Origin of the sequence: Halomonas sp. SH5A2 (genome assembly GCF_014263395.1) — a bacterium.
Classification (GTDB): Bacteria; Pseudomonadota; Gammaproteobacteria; order Pseudomonadales; family Halomonadaceae; genus Vreelandella.
Genome location: NZ_CP058321.1, coordinates 438491 through 455627, shown reverse-complemented (window position 1 = coordinate 455627; position 17137 = coordinate 438491). Strand labels below are relative to the sequence as shown.

General features: G+C 57.3%; 15 protein-coding genes and 1 tRNA gene. 9 read left to right on the top strand and 7 right to left on the bottom strand.

The features are described from left to right. Nucleotides 1-6: 6 nt before the first annotated feature. From sbcB to minC, 4 genes are all read right to left on the bottom strand, one after another. The gene (gene sbcB, locus HXW73_RS02165; protein ID WP_186254688.1) at nt 7-1500 is read right to left on the bottom strand and encodes an exodeoxyribonuclease I; all 1494 of its coding nucleotides are present in this window, start codon (nt 1498-1500) and stop codon (nt 7-9) included. An 83-nt stretch (nt 1501-1583) separates the two neighbouring features. Then, a complete protein-coding gene (gene minE / locus HXW73_RS02160) occupies nt 1584-1835 on the bottom strand; it encodes a cell division topological specificity factor MinE (RefSeq protein ID WP_027337743.1) in 252 nt (83 codons plus the stop codon). Next, nucleotides 1832-2650 carry a septum site-determining protein MinD gene (minD, locus tag HXW73_RS02155; protein ID WP_066319322.1) on the bottom strand — a complete coding sequence of 273 codons (819 nt, stop codon included), beginning with the start codon at nt 2648-2650 and terminating at the stop codon, nt 1832-1834. Before minD ends, minE begins: the two co-directional genes overlap by 4 nt. A 136-nt stretch (nt 2651-2786) precedes the next feature. Continuing rightward, nucleotides 2787-3560: a septum site-determining protein MinC gene (gene minC, locus HXW73_RS02150; protein WP_186254687.1), complete on the bottom strand. Its 774-nt coding sequence runs from the start codon at nt 3558-3560 to the stop codon at nt 2787-2789. A gap of 196 nt (nt 3561-3756) precedes the next feature. On the opposite strand from minC, the gene HXW73_RS02145 reads away from it, so the two are divergent. Then, the gene (locus tag HXW73_RS02145) at nt 3757-6561 is read left to right on the top strand and encodes a DUF349 domain-containing protein (RefSeq protein ID WP_186254686.1); all 2805 of its coding nucleotides are present in this window, start codon (nt 3757-3759) and stop codon (nt 6559-6561) included. Between the two features lie 81 nt (nt 6562-6642). On the opposite strand, the gene phbB is transcribed toward HXW73_RS02145, so the two are convergent. Further along, nucleotides 6643-7389, bottom strand: coding sequence for an acetoacetyl-CoA reductase (gene phbB, locus HXW73_RS02140; RefSeq protein ID WP_186254685.1), 747 nt, complete (start codon nt 7387-7389; stop codon nt 6643-6645). 274 nt (nt 7390-7663) lie between these two features. Between phbB and HXW73_RS02135 the strand changes: the two genes are divergently transcribed. From HXW73_RS02135 to HXW73_RS02105, 7 genes are all read left to right on the top strand, one after another. Then, a tRNA-Met gene (locus HXW73_RS02135) sits at nt 7664-7740 on the top strand. 585 nt (nt 7741-8325) lie between these two features. Beyond that, on the top strand, nt 8326-8991 hold the full coding sequence (locus HXW73_RS02130) for an ABC transporter permease (RefSeq protein ID WP_186254684.1): 666 nt from the start codon (nt 8326-8328) through the stop codon (nt 8989-8991). A 42-nt stretch (nt 8992-9033) separates the two neighbouring features. Beyond that, on the top strand, nt 9034-10194 hold the full coding sequence (locus tag HXW73_RS02125) for an ABC transporter ATP-binding protein (protein WP_186254683.1): 1161 nt from the start codon (nt 9034-9036) through the stop codon (nt 10192-10194). A 2-nt stretch (nt 10195-10196) separates the two neighbouring features. Then, nucleotides 10197-10928, top strand: a complete 732-nt coding sequence (locus tag HXW73_RS02120; protein WP_186254682.1) for an ABC transporter permease — start codon at nt 10197-10199, stop codon at nt 10926-10928. Between the two features lie 46 nt (nt 10929-10974). After that, a complete protein-coding gene (locus HXW73_RS02115) occupies nt 10975-11856 on the top strand; it encodes a glycine betaine ABC transporter substrate-binding protein (RefSeq protein ID WP_222105021.1) in 882 nt (293 codons plus the stop codon). 75 nt (nt 11857-11931) lie between these two features. Further along, a complete protein-coding gene (locus tag HXW73_RS02110; protein WP_186254680.1) occupies nt 11932-12816 on the top strand; it encodes a glycine betaine ABC transporter substrate-binding protein in 885 nt (294 codons plus the stop codon). A gap of 82 nt (nt 12817-12898) precedes the next feature. After that, nucleotides 12899-13741 carry a nitrilase-related carbon-nitrogen hydrolase gene (locus tag HXW73_RS02105; RefSeq protein ID WP_186254679.1) on the top strand — a complete coding sequence of 281 codons (843 nt, stop codon included), beginning with the start codon at nt 12899-12901 and terminating at the stop codon, nt 13739-13741. 36 nt (nt 13742-13777) lie between these two features. Here the strand turns inward: HXW73_RS02105 and HXW73_RS02100 are convergent, their stop codons facing one another. Continuing rightward, on the bottom strand, nt 13778-15061 hold the full coding sequence (locus tag HXW73_RS02100; protein WP_186254678.1) for a M24 family metallopeptidase: 1284 nt from the start codon (nt 15059-15061) through the stop codon (nt 13778-13780). Between the two features lie 52 nt (nt 15062-15113). Beyond that, nucleotides 15114-15995, bottom strand: coding sequence for a HalD/BesD family halogenase (locus HXW73_RS02095; protein ID WP_186254677.1), 882 nt, complete (start codon nt 15993-15995; stop codon nt 15114-15116). Between the two features lie 109 nt (nt 15996-16104). On the opposite strand from HXW73_RS02095, the gene HXW73_RS02090 reads away from it, so the two are divergent. After that, a complete protein-coding gene (locus HXW73_RS02090) occupies nt 16105-16986 on the top strand; it encodes a LysR family transcriptional regulator (RefSeq protein ID WP_186254676.1) in 882 nt (293 codons plus the stop codon). Nucleotides 16987-17137 lie beyond the last annotated feature (151 nt).

Below are 17137 nucleotides of genomic sequence, written 5' to 3'. Positions count from 1 at the left end.
ACCGGCTCAGGCGTCAAACGCCTGGGCCGGTAGCATGGCCTCAACATAGAGCACGAGTTCTTCGAGTATCTGGCGCTGATGATCGGTCAGCGTCTGCTGGTTGTAGTTTTCGATCTCCCGAGCAAAGGCTTTCAGGGTAAAACCTGACAGCGTGGCATCGTTCAGACGCATCCAGCGAAACGCCTCCCACTGCTCCAGTTCGTCTCCCTCGAGTGTTTCCGGGTAGCTTCGCGCGCGGAAGCGAAACAGCATTTCTTCAAGTCGCGGGTCCTGAAAGGCAAACCGCTCGCCCACCAGATCCCAGGGGTCCATGGCCCTGACCCGCTCCATCTGCTTACGATCGGCAGCCGAGAAGAAAGCCCCGGCATAAAGCATCAGGTCGGGGTCCTGCGGGGCATCGTCGTAGCCTGCGCTGAAGACCTCGGCAACTTTCTGGGACACCCCGGACGCCTCGCGGAGCATTTTCCAGTGACGGCGACAGGCGTTCATATCCAGCCCCAAACGGGCCACGATGTCGCCATACTCACCTTTCTGCGACCCCTCCACGTCTTTCAGCGCAGTGGTGGGAAAGACCACCGGGCAGCGATTGATGTGAATGACCTTGAGCGGAATGCGGGTTTCGCCCTCCGCCAGGTCCTGCTGACTGACGAAGACCCGCTCGCGAATTTGCGCCGCCGACATGGTCAGTAACTCACTGGGATCCACGCTCAGGTCGTAGACGATCACCCCGTTGGGATTGCTCGGGTGCTCGGCCAACGGCATCACAAGCGCACTGCACGCCCGGCTTGCCGGATAACGACGCGAAATATGCAAAATCGGTTTGGCACTGGGCAAGTCGAGCTGCTTGGCTACAGCCCGCTTGCCGCGCAGACCGAGCAAATAATCAAACAGCTTGGCATTGCGCGACTTCAGCAGACGCGCCAGCGCAATCGTCGCGCGCACGTCGGCCACCGCATCGTGGGCCCCTTCGTGGGCAATCCCATTGGCCGCCGTTAGGTCTTCAAGCTTGAAACTCGGGGCGCCATCGTCGCGCAGCGGCCACTCGATCCCCTCGGGCCTCAAGGCGTAAAACGCTCGGACCACATCGATAAGATCCCAGCGCGAGTTGCCGTTTTGCCACTCACGGGCGTAGGGGTCGAGAAGATTACGGTAGAACAAGTGGCGCGACACTTCATCATCGAAGCGCAGGCTGTTATAGCCCACCACACAGGTGCCCGGCTCGCTCATGTGGCGCTGCACCTCAGCGGCGAACTCGGCTTCTGGGAGGCCGTGGCGCTGGGCCTTTTGCGGGGTAATACCGGTAATCAGACAGGCGGCGGGATGGGGCAGATAATCATCAGCGGGGCGACAGAACAGCTCGACCGGTTCGCCGATTTCGTTCAAGTCAGCGTCAGTGCGCAGGGCGGCGAACTGAGCGGGCCGATCACGACGCGGATCAGCCCCAAAGGTCTCGTAGTCATGCCATAAAAAGCTGGCGGGGGCAGCATTGGGTGACACCATGGACAAGCACTCCGCTGGGCAATGAAAAGCCCAAGCCTAGCATATCCACGCTGGGTTTCGCCGCGTATTCAAAAATGCGTCGATCAGCTTTTGGGCAGCGTAACGTTCAACTCCAACACCGAGCAGTTATCCTCGCTATCCAGCGAAATCTGAATCGCATCGTCGTCCACGTGAACGTAGCGGCGAATGACCTCCAGCAACTCACGTTCCAGCATCGGCATGTAATCGGGCTGTCCCCGTTGGCTTCGTTGATGCGCCACGATAATTTGCAGGCGTTCTTTTGCCACCGAGGCTGACTTCTTGCGCTCACGCTTCAAGAACTCCAGCAGTTTCATCGCCGACCTCCACCAAACATGCGGCTGAGCAAGCCTTTACGCTGCATTTCGTGAAAGCGCAGTGGCATGTCCTCACCGAGCAGACGCGATACGGTATCGCTATAGGCCTGGCCCGCGTCGCTTGAAATATCGTGGGTCACCGGCACACCCTGGTTCGAGGCTCGCAGCACCGCCTCGGACTCGGGAATCAGGCCGAGCAGATTAATCGCCAATATTTCACGGATATCGTCCAGCGTTAGCATGTCACCCGACGTGACCCGCTCAGGGTTATAGCGCGTGACCAGCAGGTGCTCTTTAATCGGGTCACTGCTTTCCTCGGCGCGGCGTGTCTTGGAGGCCAGCAGGCCAAGAATCCGATCAGAATCGCGCACCGAGGATACTTCCGGGTTCGTCACCACGATGGCCTCATCGGCAAAGTACATGGCCAACTGGGCGCCACGTTCGATACCGGCAGGCGAATCACACATGATGAAATCGAAGTCCTCTTTCAGCTTGTCGAGCACTTCGGCAACGCCTTCCTGGGTCAAGGCATCCTTATCACGGGTTTGCGAGGCCGGCAGAATAAACAGGTTCTCAACCCGCTTATCGCGGATCAGCGCTTGATTCAGCCCCGCTTCGCCTTGAATCACATTGACCAGGTCGTAAACAACGCGGCGCTCGCAGCCCATTATCAGGTCAAGATTACGCAAGCCCACATCGAAATCGATCACCACCGTTTTCTTACCGCGTAGGGCTAAGCCTGTCGAAATAGCGGCGGCACTGGTGGTTTTGCCGACCCCCCCTTTACCCGAGGTCACTACAATAATTTTGGCCAAAAGTTACTTCCTTCTTGAAGTCGTTCATCGCAAGCGCGCCGTTAGCGCACTACGTACAACGGGAACGTCTATGTCATCAGTAGACCACGCGGTGACTCCGCGTGGCTGGCATTCTCAACGATTTACGCTTTCGGCGCTAATTAAGCGGCTTAATTTCCAATTGTTGTTGCGTAAAGTGCACCTCAGCGGGGGCACCCAATAGTTGAGAATCAATATCTTCCAGACGCTTGTAATTACCCGCCACCGACAGTAATTCAGCGGCCAGCTCCCGGCAATAGATACCCGCTTGGGTATTGCCATGAATACCCGCTAATGCCCGCCCGCGCAATGCGCCATAAACATGAATACTACCGGCTGCCAGAACTTCCGCTCCCGCATTGACCGCACCGATGACGACCAAGTCACCCCCTGAAGCGCTCACCTGCTGCCCGGAGCGCACCGTACCCCGGTAGAGACGCGTGGCTTCCGCACCGTTGCTTTCTTGCGCCTGGGCGGCCTCTTCAGCGGTGTTTGCGTCCGACACGGCGACGGGTGCTGCACTTTCGCTATCACTGCTAACACTCTTGAGCATTTGCGCACGACTTTCATCGACCGGCGCAAACCAGCCAAGGCCGAGCGCCCACGCCGATTGACGAACCGGCTCAGTGCCACCTCTCACTGCCACGGGAAGCAACTTGTGATCCCGGCAGACGGCGCAAATACGCTCCAGCGAAAGATGGGGCTCATCGAGCTTTTCCACGCTAAGCACAACCGGTGTATGCTGAAAGAACGCGGGCGACTGAGACAGTTTGCTCGCCAGCTGACGTCGGATATGCTCTGGGTCAGCGCTGCTTAGCTCCATGACGGTCATCGGCAGCATGCCGCCTTTAAAGGTAAAGGCCACGTCGGCACTATCCACATTGAGGCTCATGGCCGAACTCCATGTCATGTTCAGGTAAGATATTAAGATATAAGGTAGCGCATTTGAGCGCTTTTGGGCGGTGAGAATTACCCCTCACCAAACCCACATCATAAGTCAACGCTAAGCGACAGCGCCGACAACTGCAACCTTCTAAAGGTCGACGTCTGATTTTTTTCACGCAAAGCGCCTCACAGCAGGATGATCCATGCACGGACTGTTAAGACGCCTGTTCGCACCTCGCTGGCAGCACCCCAATGCCGAGGTACGCCGCCAGGCTCTCCACCGCCTTGACCCTGACCATAGCGAACAGCGCCAAGCGCTCGCTTCGCTTGCGCAGGACCCGGATAGCGACATACAGCTTGCCGCATTACTTGCCCTTGATGACCTTGAAGGGCTCATGGCGGCTTACCCGGCCCACCAGGACGACTCGGCTTGGCAAGAGGCGCTATGCCAGCGACTTAGCGGCCAACAAGGGCAAACGGGGCTTGGCCAGCGTGAGGCACTTGCCGAGCGCATTGACGATACCAAGATACTCAACGCTCTTGTGCATAAGGGTGACAACCTCAATTTACGGCTTACCGCGCTCGCCCGGTTGACCGATGAACACGACCTTATCGAACACGCCTGCCATAACGGCGTCGCGGCCGTTCGTCACCAGGCAGCTGATCGCGTCGTCAGTGAAGAAGGCTTGAAGAAGCTGTTGAAGGAAGCCCGCCGGGACCGCCAGGTCGTGCGTATGGCCAAAGATCGGCTGCAAGAACGGCGTGCCGACGCCGAGTGGAAAGAAGCCCAACAGCAAAAGCGCGAGACACTTTTGCAACAGTTGGAAAAACACGCCCAAGCCACCTGGGAGCCCCTCTACGGTGGTCGGCTGCGTCACCTGCAACGTGAATGGGAACAGCTCAGCCAATCGCCTGACGCCGACCAGGAGGCACGTTACCATCAAGCCGTTCTCGCGTGCCGCAAAACGCTGCACGACCACGAAACTCACGAGCAGGCGCGTCAGCAGAACGACCAGCAGCGCGAAGCCACCGATCAGACCCGCGAGCAGTTACTGGAAGGCCTGGAAGAAACCCTGGAAGGCCTGCACCTTGGCAATGGGTTGACGGCACAGGATATCGATAGCCTCCGCGCCCAGCGTCAGTTGCTTGGCCAGCGCTGGCAGCATCTGTCCGACGAGCACCCGCCCAGCGATTCACTACGCCAACGCTACACCCAGGCCCTGAAAGAGTACGAAGCCTGTATCGAAGCCTGGCAGCGCTGGCAACAGCTTAGCGCAGACCTTGAGCAAGCGCTTGCCGACGCCGACCATTCCGCCATGGCGTCACTGCTCGACCAGTGCCAATGGCCTGATCATCTGACCATGCCAACGCTTGCCCGCCAAGCACAGGAGGCGCTTGCCGCTGCCAACGAAACAGCCGATACGCAAACCGATGCCCAATCCATCAGCGCTTACCGCAACGAGCTTGACGCCTTCGAGCAGCTGCTTGAACGGGGCGCCTTCAAAAGCGCCAGCCGCCTTCACCAACGGCTAAAACCGCGCATTGACGCACTCAAGGGCGACGATGCCCGACCGCTCAAAACGAGGCTGAAACAGCTTGGCGCGCAACTCGCTGAACTGCGGGACTGGCGAGGGTTTGTCGCAGGCCCCAAACGTGAACAACTATGCGCTTCCATTGAAGTGCTTGCCGACGACCAACACATGGCGGATGCGGCAGTGGATCGCCACCACCGCCAGCTCGTCAAAGAATGGAAAGCCCTGGGTGATGCGGCGGCCAATCGAGCGTTATCCGCGCGTTTTCGCGCCGCCTCAGACCGCATCCATGAACGCCTTGCTCCCTGGCGAGAGCAATTGGCTGAAGAGCGGGCGGCCAACTTGCGTGCCCGCGAAGCGCTCTGTGAGCAGCTCGAGACCCTGCTTGAGCAGCCAGCGCAGGACGCCGACCCGGATGTGCTGCGCGACATTCGCGATAAAGCGCGCCAACAGTGGCGCCATCACTCTCCCGTACCACGCGAACAGGCAGAAGCCATTGGTCGCCGGTTTGGCCGCGTTCGCCATCAACTACAAAGCTTGATCGATACCCGCGCCGAACATATCGCCGACCAGAAAAAAGCCCTGATCAATAGCGTACAGGCGCTGCACCAGGACGAGCGCCCGCTCAACGAGCGCATTGAAAAAGCCAAACAGCTACAGCAGCAGTGGCGTCAATTGGGGCGGGCGCCTAAAGGGGAAGAACAAACGCTCTGGAAGGCCTTCCGCCACGAATGCGACCAGCTATTCGCGCTACGCGACGCGCATAAAAACGAGCAGCTCGCCCAGCAGCAACGCCAGCTCGACACCCTGCAAGCGCTGATCGACGAAATGGACAGCTGGCAACCTCAAGACGCCAGCGACCACGCCAAGCTGGACGCTTTCATTGAACAGGCAACGCATTTGGAACCACTGCCACGCAGCCGCCGCAGCGAAGGTATGCAACGGCGTCTGAGTGGTATTATTCGTGCCCGGCGTGAACGCCTGAACCGCCTTGAAGTCGCCGACACGGTAACCGCCTGGCAGCAGCTGACGCCTCTTATCGAGGCCCACTTGCGCGCAGATGAACGCAAGCTGGCCGACCAGCAAGCCGACACGGTGGACGCCCAGGCGGTGCTGGGCGAAACGCCCTTGAAAGCGCCTTTTGAACAGGCTCATCAGCAGCGTAACCAGCGCCGCCAGGAAACACTCCCCGAGGCACACGAAGCCAGCCTGAAAGACCAGCTGGACCGGCTTCGTGTTCACTTATCACTGCTCGCCATGGGGCGCGTGCATCAGCAAGATGAACCCATGAGGCTGGCCATCCAGGTGGAACGCCTCAACGACGGGCTGCAAAAAGAGCGCAGCCGCGCGCAAGAAGTCAGCGAAGTACTTGCGGACCTGATTGCCCTCGGGCCCATGCCCAGGTCGCTGTGGGATCAAGAGGTCGGTGAGTTGGATGAGCTGCTCACCCGGCTCGCCCGAACACCGCCGCCTTGATCCATCACAAAAGCCTCAATCACAAAAGCCAGCGAGGGATCTCGCTGGCTTTGCCATCATGGAGAAAAATGAACGGCTTGGTTAGCCCATGAACTGACCACCATTGATATCGATGTTAGCCCCGGTGATGAACCCGGACTCCTTATCGGCTATGAAGGTCACGAGTCGACCAATTTCCTCTGGCGTACCATAGCGTTTAACGGGGATCGTCTCACGGATCGCCTCGCGCACTTTTTCTGGAATGTTCATGATCATGTCGGTGGCAATGTAGCCGGGCGACACGGTGTTTACGGTAATGCCTTTCGTGGCTGTCTCCTGGGCAAGCGACATGGTCAACCCGTGCATCCCCGCTTTCGCCGCCGCGTAATTCGCTTGGCCAAACTGCCCTTTGCGGCCGTTGATGGACGAAATATTAATAATCCGCCCATAACCGTTTTCGAGCATCATCTCAATCACGCTTCGGCAGGTATTGAAGACACTGTTCAGGTTGGTATCGATCACCTCATACCATTGCTCGTATGACATTTTCTTCATGGTGCCGTCACGGGTGATGCCTGCACAGTTCACCAACACACTGATGGGACCATGCTGCTCCTGAATTTGCTGAGCACCTTGCAGGCAGGCTTGATGGTCGGCAAGGTCGACACCCGACAGCGCGATATTGTTATAGCCATCGGCTTGCTGCGATGCCAGCCAGGTTTTGGCCTTTTCGGGGTTGTGATAACCCGCTACGACCAGATAACCCGCATCCGCCAGCGAACGACAAATCGCCGTGCCGATTCCACCAGTTCCACCAGTTACCCAGGCGACGGGGGCTTGATTGGCCATTGACTACCTCCCTGATATGACGAATGGCATGAGCGGTACAGAACGAGAACCGCGAGCCATTGTGAAAAGCGCCTTGGCGCTTGAGTACCAACGGCAAATCGCCATACAGATGCGCGACTTGCCGAGAGTCAGCATTGTTCTTGTTGCACTAACTTCAGCATAGCGCTACTCGGCTCATGTTGCAGCACTCAGACCATCAACGGCTATAGCCCAAACGTTTTAAAAGCGCCTATTGACGAAGCACAAAAAAAGCGTAGAATACGCCACACGTTGATGCGGGGTGGAGCAGTCTGGTAGCTCGTCGGGCTCATAACCCGAAGGTCATCGGTTCAAATCCGGTCCCCGCTACCAATATTTTGAAAGGCAGATCAGTAACTTACTGGTCTGCCTTTTTTTATGCTCGCCTGCTAACTTCCTATGGCGCATATGACACATTCGCTCCTTTTTTCTGCGCTCAGCCATTTTGTCCAATGACCTTCAGGCAACTTGTTGCCAATCTCCATTAGCTCCCCTTTTTTCTCACGCTTTTCTTGAAACGCCAATAGGTCCCCCACACCACTATTGAATTGGATGCACAGCTTATTCAGTGCGTCCAATTCGTCCCGTTGGGCTGACCTTTTCGGCGTAGCGTGATCATGCTGCGATTAAGACCGCCCTGTGTATTTTTTATTTAGAGAAGCAATTCCTCTGCCCATCATCTTTTACCCTGCGTCGCGCAGACGCACCCAACTCCCCGATAACAGCATGATTTAATTCAAGCAGCGCTGGGTAATATAAAAACCCCAAATTCAGCCTATTTCGTATCGTCATGCCAATTCCCGATAATCACGCGACCCTTTTGATAAGCTTATCCTCTCCATAAAGGCGAACAGGAGCGATGCCTCCTGACGGACCGCGCTCCGGCCATTACTCATTTTTATAATAAGGAGGCTGCGCTTGGAAATTCTTCAATACGCCCTAGGCAGTGCGGGCCTGCTGCTATCACGCACGTTAGAGCATATTGCCCTGGTCGGCGTTGCCGTAGGCATTGCGACATTGACCGGCGTGCCGATTGGCATTGCGATCACCAAAAACGAGCGCGTGGCGCAAGGGGTGCTGTACCTGGCCTCGATTATCGTCACCATCCCGTCAATCGCGCTTTTCGGCATCATGATTCCGGTGCTATCGCTGATTGGGCACGGTATCGGCTATGTGCCTGCCGTCATCGCGGTACTGCTTTATTCCCAGTTGCCCATCATTCGTAACACCTATACCGCGATAAACAACGTGAACCCTGCGTTGCGCGAAGCGGCTAGAGGCATCGGCATGAGCCCCAATCAGCGGCTGCGTCTGGTCGAGATTCCGCTCGCCATACCGGTCATCATGGCGGGGGTTCGCACGGCCGTGGTGCTCAATATCGGCGTGATGGCGATTGCTGCCTACATCGGCGCGGGCGGCTTGGGAACCTTCATCAGCCGTGGCATTTCGCAGTCAGACCCGCGTCAGCTTATCGTCGGCGCAGTCGCCGTCAGCATACTGGCGATTATCGTTGACTACTCACTGCTGTATGTACAAAAGCGCCTGACGCCCAGAGGGATGAGCCGCCAGGCCGCCGCGACCTAATGCCCCTTTCCTGATGTCATTTCTACTATAAGAGACACCCCTATGATTCGACTTGACAGCTTGACCAAGGTGTTCGATACGCCGAAAGGTGCGGTGGTGGCCGCTGACCATATCGATATGGAAGTACCGGAAGGCGACATTTGCGTTCTTCTGGGGCCATCGGGCTGCGGCAAGACCACGACGCTGAAAATGATCAACCGGATCGTCAAGCCCACTTCCGGCAAAGTATTTATTAACGGCGACGATACCACCGGCCTCGACACCCAGACACTGCGACGCAATATCGGCTACGTGATCCAGCAGATCGGCCTGTTTCCCAACATGACCATTGAGGAAAACATCACCATCGTGCCCAAGCTACTGGGCTGGGATAAGGCCAAGTACAAGGCCCGCGCGCGCGAGATGATGGCAATGATCGCGATGGAGCCAGACGCCTTTCTAAAGCGCTTCCCGAGTGAATTATCCGGTGGCCAACAGCAACGCATTGGCGTCGCCCGCGCGCTTGCCGCTGACCCGCCGGTGATGTTGATGGACGAGCCGTTTGGGGCCATCGACCCGATCAACCGCGCCGTCATTCAAGACGAGTTTCTAAAGATGCAGCAGGAACTCAATAAAACCATCATGTTCGTCAGCCACGACATTGATGAAGCCATCAAGATGGGCGATCGCGTGGCGGTTTTCCGGGAAGGCAAGCTGGTTCAATACTCCACACCCGATGATTTGCTGGCGGCACCCAAAAACGCCTTCGTGGAATCGTTCCTCGGCGAAGACCGCGCGCTCAAGCGTTTGAACCTGGTAAGAGTACGCGAGATTGTCACGGACGAAATTGGCACGGTAACGCCCAGCGATACCCTGGAAGCCGCACTGGCCAAAATCGAAGACTACGGTTATCAGAACGCCATTCTGATGGTCAATGACCGCAAGCAGCCCGCCGGTATTGTCAGCCGTTCTGTCGCGCGCACCACTAAAGGCTACTGCCGAGATCACTTCCAGGCCGTCCCGGCCGTTGTGGGTCTCGACGACGACCTGCGCAAAGCTGCGTCCTTGATGTTTGCCCACGACCAGACCTGGCTCCCCTGTGTCAACGACGAAGGCACGGTGTGCGGGCAAATTACCCAGCGCGCCATGACCAGCCACTTGGGCGCACGCTATCGCGCTCGCCAGGGGGATGACCGCACGCCATCGCCGGCCATCAAGGAGTAACCATGCCGATTCGATCCATGAAAGGGGCGCTCAAGGCACTGGTGCTGGTGGCTATTTTTTTCGCCGGCGTATGGAGCCAGTCCAGCGGCGTCATTGATGACTTTATCTGGTATCTACCCGATGTTCAGTACCTGGTGGTTCAGCACATCTGGCTGACCGTCATGTCAGGCAGCCTGGCCATTCTCGTTGCCATTCCGCTGGGTATCGTGCTCTCTCGCCCCAGCATGGCGCGGGTCGCCGAGTCATTGATGCAGGTACTCAACGTGGGCACCACGATCCCCACCCTGGCCGTGCTCGCGCTATCGATGAGTTTTCTGGGTATTGGTACGGTGCCAGCCGTCTTTGGCCTATTCGTGGCCACGCTGCTGCCGATTACCCGGAATACCTATGCCGGCTTAAAGGGCGTTAACCCGGCACTTATGGAAGCGGCTGCGGGCATTGGCATGTCACCCATGCAGCGGCTTTTCAAAGTCGAGCTGCCCAATGCGCTCTACGTCATTTTTGCCGGCATGCGCACCGCGCTAACCATCAATGTGGGCACCGTGCCGCTGGCGTTCTTGATTGGCGCGGGCGGCCTTGGTGAACTGATCTTCACCGGTATTGATCTGTACGACCCAGTCATGATGCTTTCGGGTGCCATTCCCACCGCGTTGCTGGCAATCGTAGTCGATGCGCTGATTGCAACGACTGCGTTCCTCGTTGTCCCCCGCGGGGTCAACCCCGGCCGCGCTTAACGACCCACCGTGACGTACGCTTCACTAACAAAAGAAGGATTCGATGATGAAAACATTAACCACCGCATTGACCAGTATTGCCCTTGCCAGCGGCATCTCGCTCGCTAACGCCAACGAAATCAGCGTTGGCGGCAAGAATTTCACCGAGCAGCAGATCCTCTCCACCATGACGACCCAGTATCTGGATAACCTGGGCTACGACGTCGATAACCGCTCCGGCATGGGTTCCGCCGTTTTGCGTCAAGCGCAGGAAAACGGTCAGATCGATCTTTACTGGGAATACACCGGCACGTCCCTGATCAACTATAACGACATCACGGAAAGCCTGAGCCCTGAAGATACCTACCAGCGGGTGAAAGAGCTCGATGCCGAGAAAGGCCTGACCTGGCTCGAGCCGTCGGATGCCAACAACACCTATGCGCTCGCCATGCGCGAAGAGGCTGCCAAAGAACGTGGTATCGAGACGCTCTCCGACCTGGCCGAGGCCGTCAACAACGAGGAAGGCCTGACCTTTGCGCTTAACGCCGAGTTCTACGCCCGTGAAGACGGCTGGCGGCCGCTGATGGAAGCTTACGACTTCCGCGTAGGGCGCGGTGAAGTAAGCCGCATGGACTCCGGCCTGGTCTATCAAGCGCTGCGTGACGAAGAAGTCGATGTTGGCCTGGTGTTTGCCACCGACGGGCGTATCCCCGCCTTTGACTTTTACGTGCTCGAAGACGACCAGGGCTTCTTCCCGGCCTATGCCCTCGCCCCGGTCGTACGCACCGAAACCCTTGAGGCCAACCCTGAGCTCGCTGAGCAAATGAACCGCCTATCGGCGCTGTTAAACGACGAAACCATGGCCGCACTCAACGCCCGTGTCGATGTTGAGCGCGAGACGATTGAAGACGTGGCAGAGAGCTTTCTTGAAGAGAATGATCTGATTTAACTACTGCCATATCCGCTAAACACCGCCCCGAACTCCTCGGGGCGGACTGCTTTACCCACCTAACAAAGAGGCCACATGAAAATCCAACTAAAAGCTCTGACGCTATCCGTACTAACTCTTTGCGTTGCAAGCCTGGCTCAGGCTCAGACCCTCAATGTCGGTGGTAAGAACTTTACCGAACAGCTCATCCTAGCCTCCATGACCAGCCAATACCTGGAAGACAAAGGCTACGATGTTGATGAACGATCCGGTATGGGCACTTCAGTGTTGCGACAAGCTCAAGAAAGCGGCCAAATCGACCTTTACTGGGAATATACTGGCACCTCATTGATCAGCTATAACAAGGTAGAAGAAAAACTATCTCCTCAAGCAACCTATGAGCGCGTCAAACAACTTGATGCCGAGAAAGGCCTAACTTGGCTTGACCCATCCGACGCGAACAACACGTATGCGTTAGCCATGCGCGAGCATCACGCTGAATCGCTGGGTATCAGCAGCATCTCCGATTTGGCTCAGGTGATAAACGAGGGTAACGCGCTGACGCTGGCTTCCAATGCCACCTTCTATTCCCGTGACGATGGCCTCCGTCCCATGCAGGAAACCTACGACTTCGAATTCGGTCGGCGTAACGTGTCACGCATGGACCAAGGGCTCACCTTGACCGCGCTGGACAATGAAGAGGTCGACGTGGCCATGACCACCGCTACAAACGGGCGCATCCCAGCCCTAGACCTGACAGTGCTGGAAGATGACAAGGAATTCTTTCCTGATTATGCCCTCACCCCGGTCGTACGCACCGAGACCCTCGAGGCCAATCCTGAGCTCGCTGAGCAAATGAACCGCCTGTCGGCGCTGTTAAACGACGCGACCATGGCCGCGCTCAACGCCCGTGTCGATGTCGAGCGCGAGTCGGTTGACGACGTGGCAGAAAGCTTTCTCGAAGAAAATGATCTGCTCTAGTCGCTAGTAGATAGCACTGGCATAATGCTTGCCATCACAGTAAAGCCGCTCCTATGGAGCGGCTTTTTCAATGGGGAAGCCAATGCATTATCAAAACACGCTTCGCGTCGGCGCTGCCCAGATCAATACCACGCTCGGCGAGGTGGATGACAACCTTGAGCGCCATTTGGCACTGATTGCTGACGCCCAGCATGACGATGTCGAACTACTGGTATTTCCCGAGCTTTCGCTGACGGGGTATCGTCTGGCAAGTCGTGTCATGCAGGTGGCAATGCCGCTGGAAGACCCACGCCTGCAAACACTGGCCCGCGCCTGCGGCCCGATGCAGGTCGTCGTCGGTTTCGTGGAAGAGGCAAGCCCGGGGGAATATTACAACGCGCTGGCTATCTTTCAGCACGGCCAGCTTATCGCCGTCCACCGCAAACTGAACCTACCTACCTATGGCGGGCTTGAGGAAGGCAAGTGGTTCACCCACGGCAGTGAGCTCACCCACACGGATATCTGCCCCGGCTGGTCAGCCACCCAGCTCATTTGTGCCGACTTATGGAACCCCGGGCTGGTGCATGCCGCCTTGCTTTCCCGCCCCACGGTGCTCTGCGCACCGATCAATTCGGCCAGCGGCATCGTCAGCGACGACTTTTCCAACGAAGAAAACTGGGCGCTGAATACCCGCTTTTATGCCATGACTTATGGCACGCCCGTGATTATGGCGAACCGCTTCGGCCCGGAAGGCGACAGCCACTTCTGGGGCGGCTCGCGCATTCTCGGGCCGAGTGGCGAAATATTGGCGCAGGCCGATGATGAGGAAGCGCTGATTGTCGCGGATCTGTCACGCACAGCGATTGCCAAGGCGCGCTTTGAGCTGCCCACCCACCGCGATGCGGACACACCGCTGGTGAGAGAGCTGATGGCGGGATACCGCTAGCGACGTTGAAACGCCACTAGCGGCTGGGTCAAGCGGCTACTGTTCGCGGTTCAATAACACGTCGTTAAACGGGTAGCGGGAAAGCCGCTCAATGCCGGTCTCGGTGATCAGCACCTCTTCTTCCAGCTTGACGCCATCAGCAGCCCCGACTTCGCCAATATAGCTTTCCACCGATACCACCATGCCAGGTTCCAGAATGCCATCCTTGGAGAAACGGTCGAAATCCATGTGGTGGGCGACCAGCGGTGTCTCGCCGTGCATGCCCACCCCGTGAATGATCGACGGGTAGCGACGGTCAATAAAGCGTTCGGGGATTTTCCATGCCTGCTCGGCGATTTCACGGTAGCTGATACCCGGTTTCAGCAAGCTCATGTTGTGGTGCACCTGGTCGTAGGCCATGCGATATATTTCGCGCTGATAGGCCGTCGGCTTGCCCGGCCCCACATGGAAGGTGCGTGAAAAATCCGAGTAGTAGCCATGGCAGCCGATGGTATCGGTATCCAGCGCCACCAATTCACCGGGGCGGATCTTGCGGTCGCTGGCTTCGTTAAACCAGGGATTGGTGCGCGGCCCTGAGGACAGCAGGCGGGTTTCGATAAACTCGCCACCGCCTCTGATCACCTCGCCGTACATGATCGCAAACAGCTCGTTTTCGGTAACCCCCGGTTTAATCGCCGCTTCGACTTCAGCGACAGCGGCTTCACTGGCGGCCATCGACTGCGCCAGGCAGGCAATTTCCTCGGGCGTTTTAATGCGTCGACAGTGCAGCGTGTCCTGCATGCAGTCATACACATCGAGCCCCTGCGCTTCCAATGCCCGCGCCAGATTCAGTGCGCAGCGATCCAGCCCGATTTTTTTGTTGCCCTTACCGTGCTCTTCGATCAGCTCGGCAATCTCCACTCCAAAAGGGTCGGATGACATACCATCGCGCTGGTTAACCGCCGACCATACGACCTTGGAGGTTCGCGCTTCATCGATGGTTTCAAGCCAGGTGGATACGTGCGCGCTGCCGGGGTATTCGAACAGAATAATCGGCCCTTCCAGCGGCACGTACACATAACGCGTGGAGTTGCGCAAAAAATAACCAAACATATTGCGCGATCCCGTCGCATAACGCTGGTTGTTCGGGTCGAACAGGACCAGCGCCGCGTAGCCTTCTTCCGCCATCATGGCGCGCAGGCGCTCAAGGCGTCCGGCGCGCAGCTGCTTGGGGTCAAACGCCGTGGGGATACTGTCGCCGTTGGCCATGGAAGCCGAAGGGACAACGGGAATGTGGTCCGGCTCGTTATCGGTAAGGCTTTCGCTTTCGACAATGCTCATGAATATCTCGCGTAGGGAATGGGGTAAGGAACGTAATGAGCGCTGCGCGGCCTTAATCTGCCAGGCTATCGCTGCGCTGCATGCCGTCTTTAAGAATCTGTTCATGGACCGGCGCCATGCGGCCGAAGATGCGCTGCGCACGCTCGGGACGACCCACGAAACCAGGCTCTTTGGCATAGGCGAAAATCACCGTATGGCGCTCTTTATCCCCCACCACTGGCGTCACTCGGTGGAGCGAGTAACGGCCAAAGAAAATCTGCAGATCACCTGGCTGAAGATCCAGCGCCTTCAAGCGCGAGCGATCACCGTCGATCACCTTTTCCACTTCAGCGAAGTTTTCACCCTCTGGATTGCGAATCCCCGGTGCATATTCAAACCGCCCACCACCGTGGGATTGCCGGGTCATCATGGTGACGATGAACTCGTTGGTATCGTAGTGCCAGGGGTGCTGACACCCTTCGCGCAGCACGTTCACTACCAGGTCGGCCAAGGGATCAGCGTACTGGTGGATCTCTTCGATACCCACCACCGCACCGATAAACCGCTGGAATTCCGGGTGCTCATACACCTGGCGGATAATGGTGTCATGGTCGATACGATCTCCGGCGACAAAGCCGTTAGTCCGATCATCAAAGCGGTTTTTAGGGTGCGTCGCGGGCAGCGATGCGTCGCCATCGCTGTTGTACGGATTGGTCTCAGTCTGATTGTAGTGGGCGTCTGGCGATAGCCGTTCGGTTTCACGCTCAAGCCGAGCTAATGCAGCTTCAGGAACAAAGTTTTTAAGCACCACACAGCCATCTACTTCAAGTTGGCGACGGCAATCGGCGATAAACGTCTTTCCTGCCGGCGATGACAACTCATCGAGCGGGTAGCGCTCAAGATCGATCAGCCCTTCAAGGGCGTTCGCGGGTTGTTCAGTGGCAGTTATTGTCATGGGGTCACGCTCCTGTCGCGTTAAAAACTCACTTGGACAGGCTAGTGAAGGCTCTTCCATAATAGAAATGAATAGTTAAGATAACACCCATTTAAATGGCTCATTCATCATGGACACAGACTTACTACGCGCGTTTGTCACCGTCGCCGAATGCCAAGGATTTAGCGCGGCGGGTAAAGTGCTGCACCGAACCCAATCGGCGATGAGCCTGCAAATAAAGCGTCTTGAAGATCAGATGCATCAAGCGCTTTTCGAGCGCACCAGCCGTAGCGTTCTGCTGACGGCCGCCGGGGAGCGCCTGCTTCCCTATGCGCGCCATATGCTCAAGCTTGAGGATGAGGCCAAAGACCTCCTCAAGGGTGGAATGCACGGCGAGCTTATTCGGTTGGGGACCTCGGAAGAACAGGCAGCCACCTACCTGCCCGACTTGCTGCCACGCTTTGCGGCCCAGTTTCCGCAGATTCAGCTAGAGGTGCATTGCGACATCAGTGACACCCTAGTCAAGCGGTTCCAGGAAGGGCTGTTAGACGTGGTGCTCTCGGTAAGGCATAAGCCCACCCAATCCGGACACTTGCTTGGCTGGGAACCGATGGTGTGGGTCATGGCCGATCACGTCTCACTTTCGCAATGGCAAACACTGCCGTTGGCCCTGAATCCCGAGGGCTGCATTTTCAGGGCGCATGCGTTATCTGCGCTGGGCCGCGATGAGACGCGCTGGGAACTTCGCTACGTCAGCCAATCCCCGACAGGCATCAACGTCCCGGTGCAAAACGGACTGGCGATAACCGTTAAAACCCCGCGCAGCGTACCACCGGGCTGCCGGATAGTGACCGAAGAAGAAGGCCTACCCAATCTGGGACATGTCGAAATTGAACTCCACCAACGCCCTGGACACTCCAGTGAGGCGTTTCAAGCGTTATGCAAATCCCTTGAAAGCGTGGTCGCCGAGCACGAGTCGATTGCCTGCCTCAGGAGCAGGGAAGAGACGTAACACATCGCTTGTTTTTATTGGCCTGAATGTCAATTTAGGCACAGCAGCTTGTGCAAAGGAGCTGAGATTGATTGGGTGAGGTGAGCCAGCCGCGCAACTCGCTGTAATAAATATAACGTCACTTCTGACTCTAAATCCGGCTGCTACTGAG

What these genes read in the sequence shown, in the direction of transcription:
- sbcB (WP_186254688.1), bottom strand. Translation starts at nt 1,500, where the DNA reads ATGGTGTCACCCAATGCTGCCCCCGCCAGCTTTTTATGGCATGACTAC.
- minE (WP_027337743.1), bottom strand. Translation starts at nt 1,835, where the DNA reads ATGAAACTGCTGGAGTTCTTGAAGCGTGAGCGCAAGAAGTCAGCCTCG.
- minC (WP_186254687.1), bottom strand. Translation starts at nt 3,560, where the DNA reads ATGAGCCTCAATGTGGATAGTGCCGACGTGGCCTTTACCTTTAAAGGC.
- HXW73_RS02145 (WP_186254686.1), top strand. Translation starts at nt 3,757, where the DNA reads ATGCACGGACTGTTAAGACGCCTGTTCGCACCTCGCTGGCAGCACCCC.
- phbB (WP_186254685.1), bottom strand. Translation starts at nt 7,389, where the DNA reads ATGGCCAATCAAGCCCCCGTCGCCTGGGTAACTGGTGGAACTGGTGGA.
- HXW73_RS02125 (WP_186254683.1), top strand. Translation starts at nt 9,034, where the DNA reads ATGATTCGACTTGACAGCTTGACCAAGGTGTTCGATACGCCGAAAGGT.
- HXW73_RS02120 (WP_186254682.1), top strand. Translation starts at nt 10,197, where the DNA reads ATGCCGATTCGATCCATGAAAGGGGCGCTCAAGGCACTGGTGCTGGTG.
- HXW73_RS02115 (WP_222105021.1), top strand. Translation starts at nt 10,975, where the DNA reads ATGAAAACATTAACCACCGCATTGACCAGTATTGCCCTTGCCAGCGGC.
- HXW73_RS02110 (WP_186254680.1), top strand. Translation starts at nt 11,932, where the DNA reads ATGAAAATCCAACTAAAAGCTCTGACGCTATCCGTACTAACTCTTTGC.
- HXW73_RS02105 (WP_186254679.1), top strand. Translation starts at nt 12,899, where the DNA reads ATGCATTATCAAAACACGCTTCGCGTCGGCGCTGCCCAGATCAATACC.
- HXW73_RS02100 (WP_186254678.1), bottom strand. Translation starts at nt 15,061, where the DNA reads ATGAGCATTGTCGAAAGCGAAAGCCTTACCGATAACGAGCCGGACCAC.
- HXW73_RS02095 (WP_186254677.1), bottom strand. Translation starts at nt 15,995, where the DNA reads ATGACAATAACTGCCACTGAACAACCCGCGAACGCCCTTGAAGGGCTG.
- HXW73_RS02090 (WP_186254676.1), top strand. Translation starts at nt 16,105, where the DNA reads ATGGACACAGACTTACTACGCGCGTTTGTCACCGTCGCCGAATGCCAA.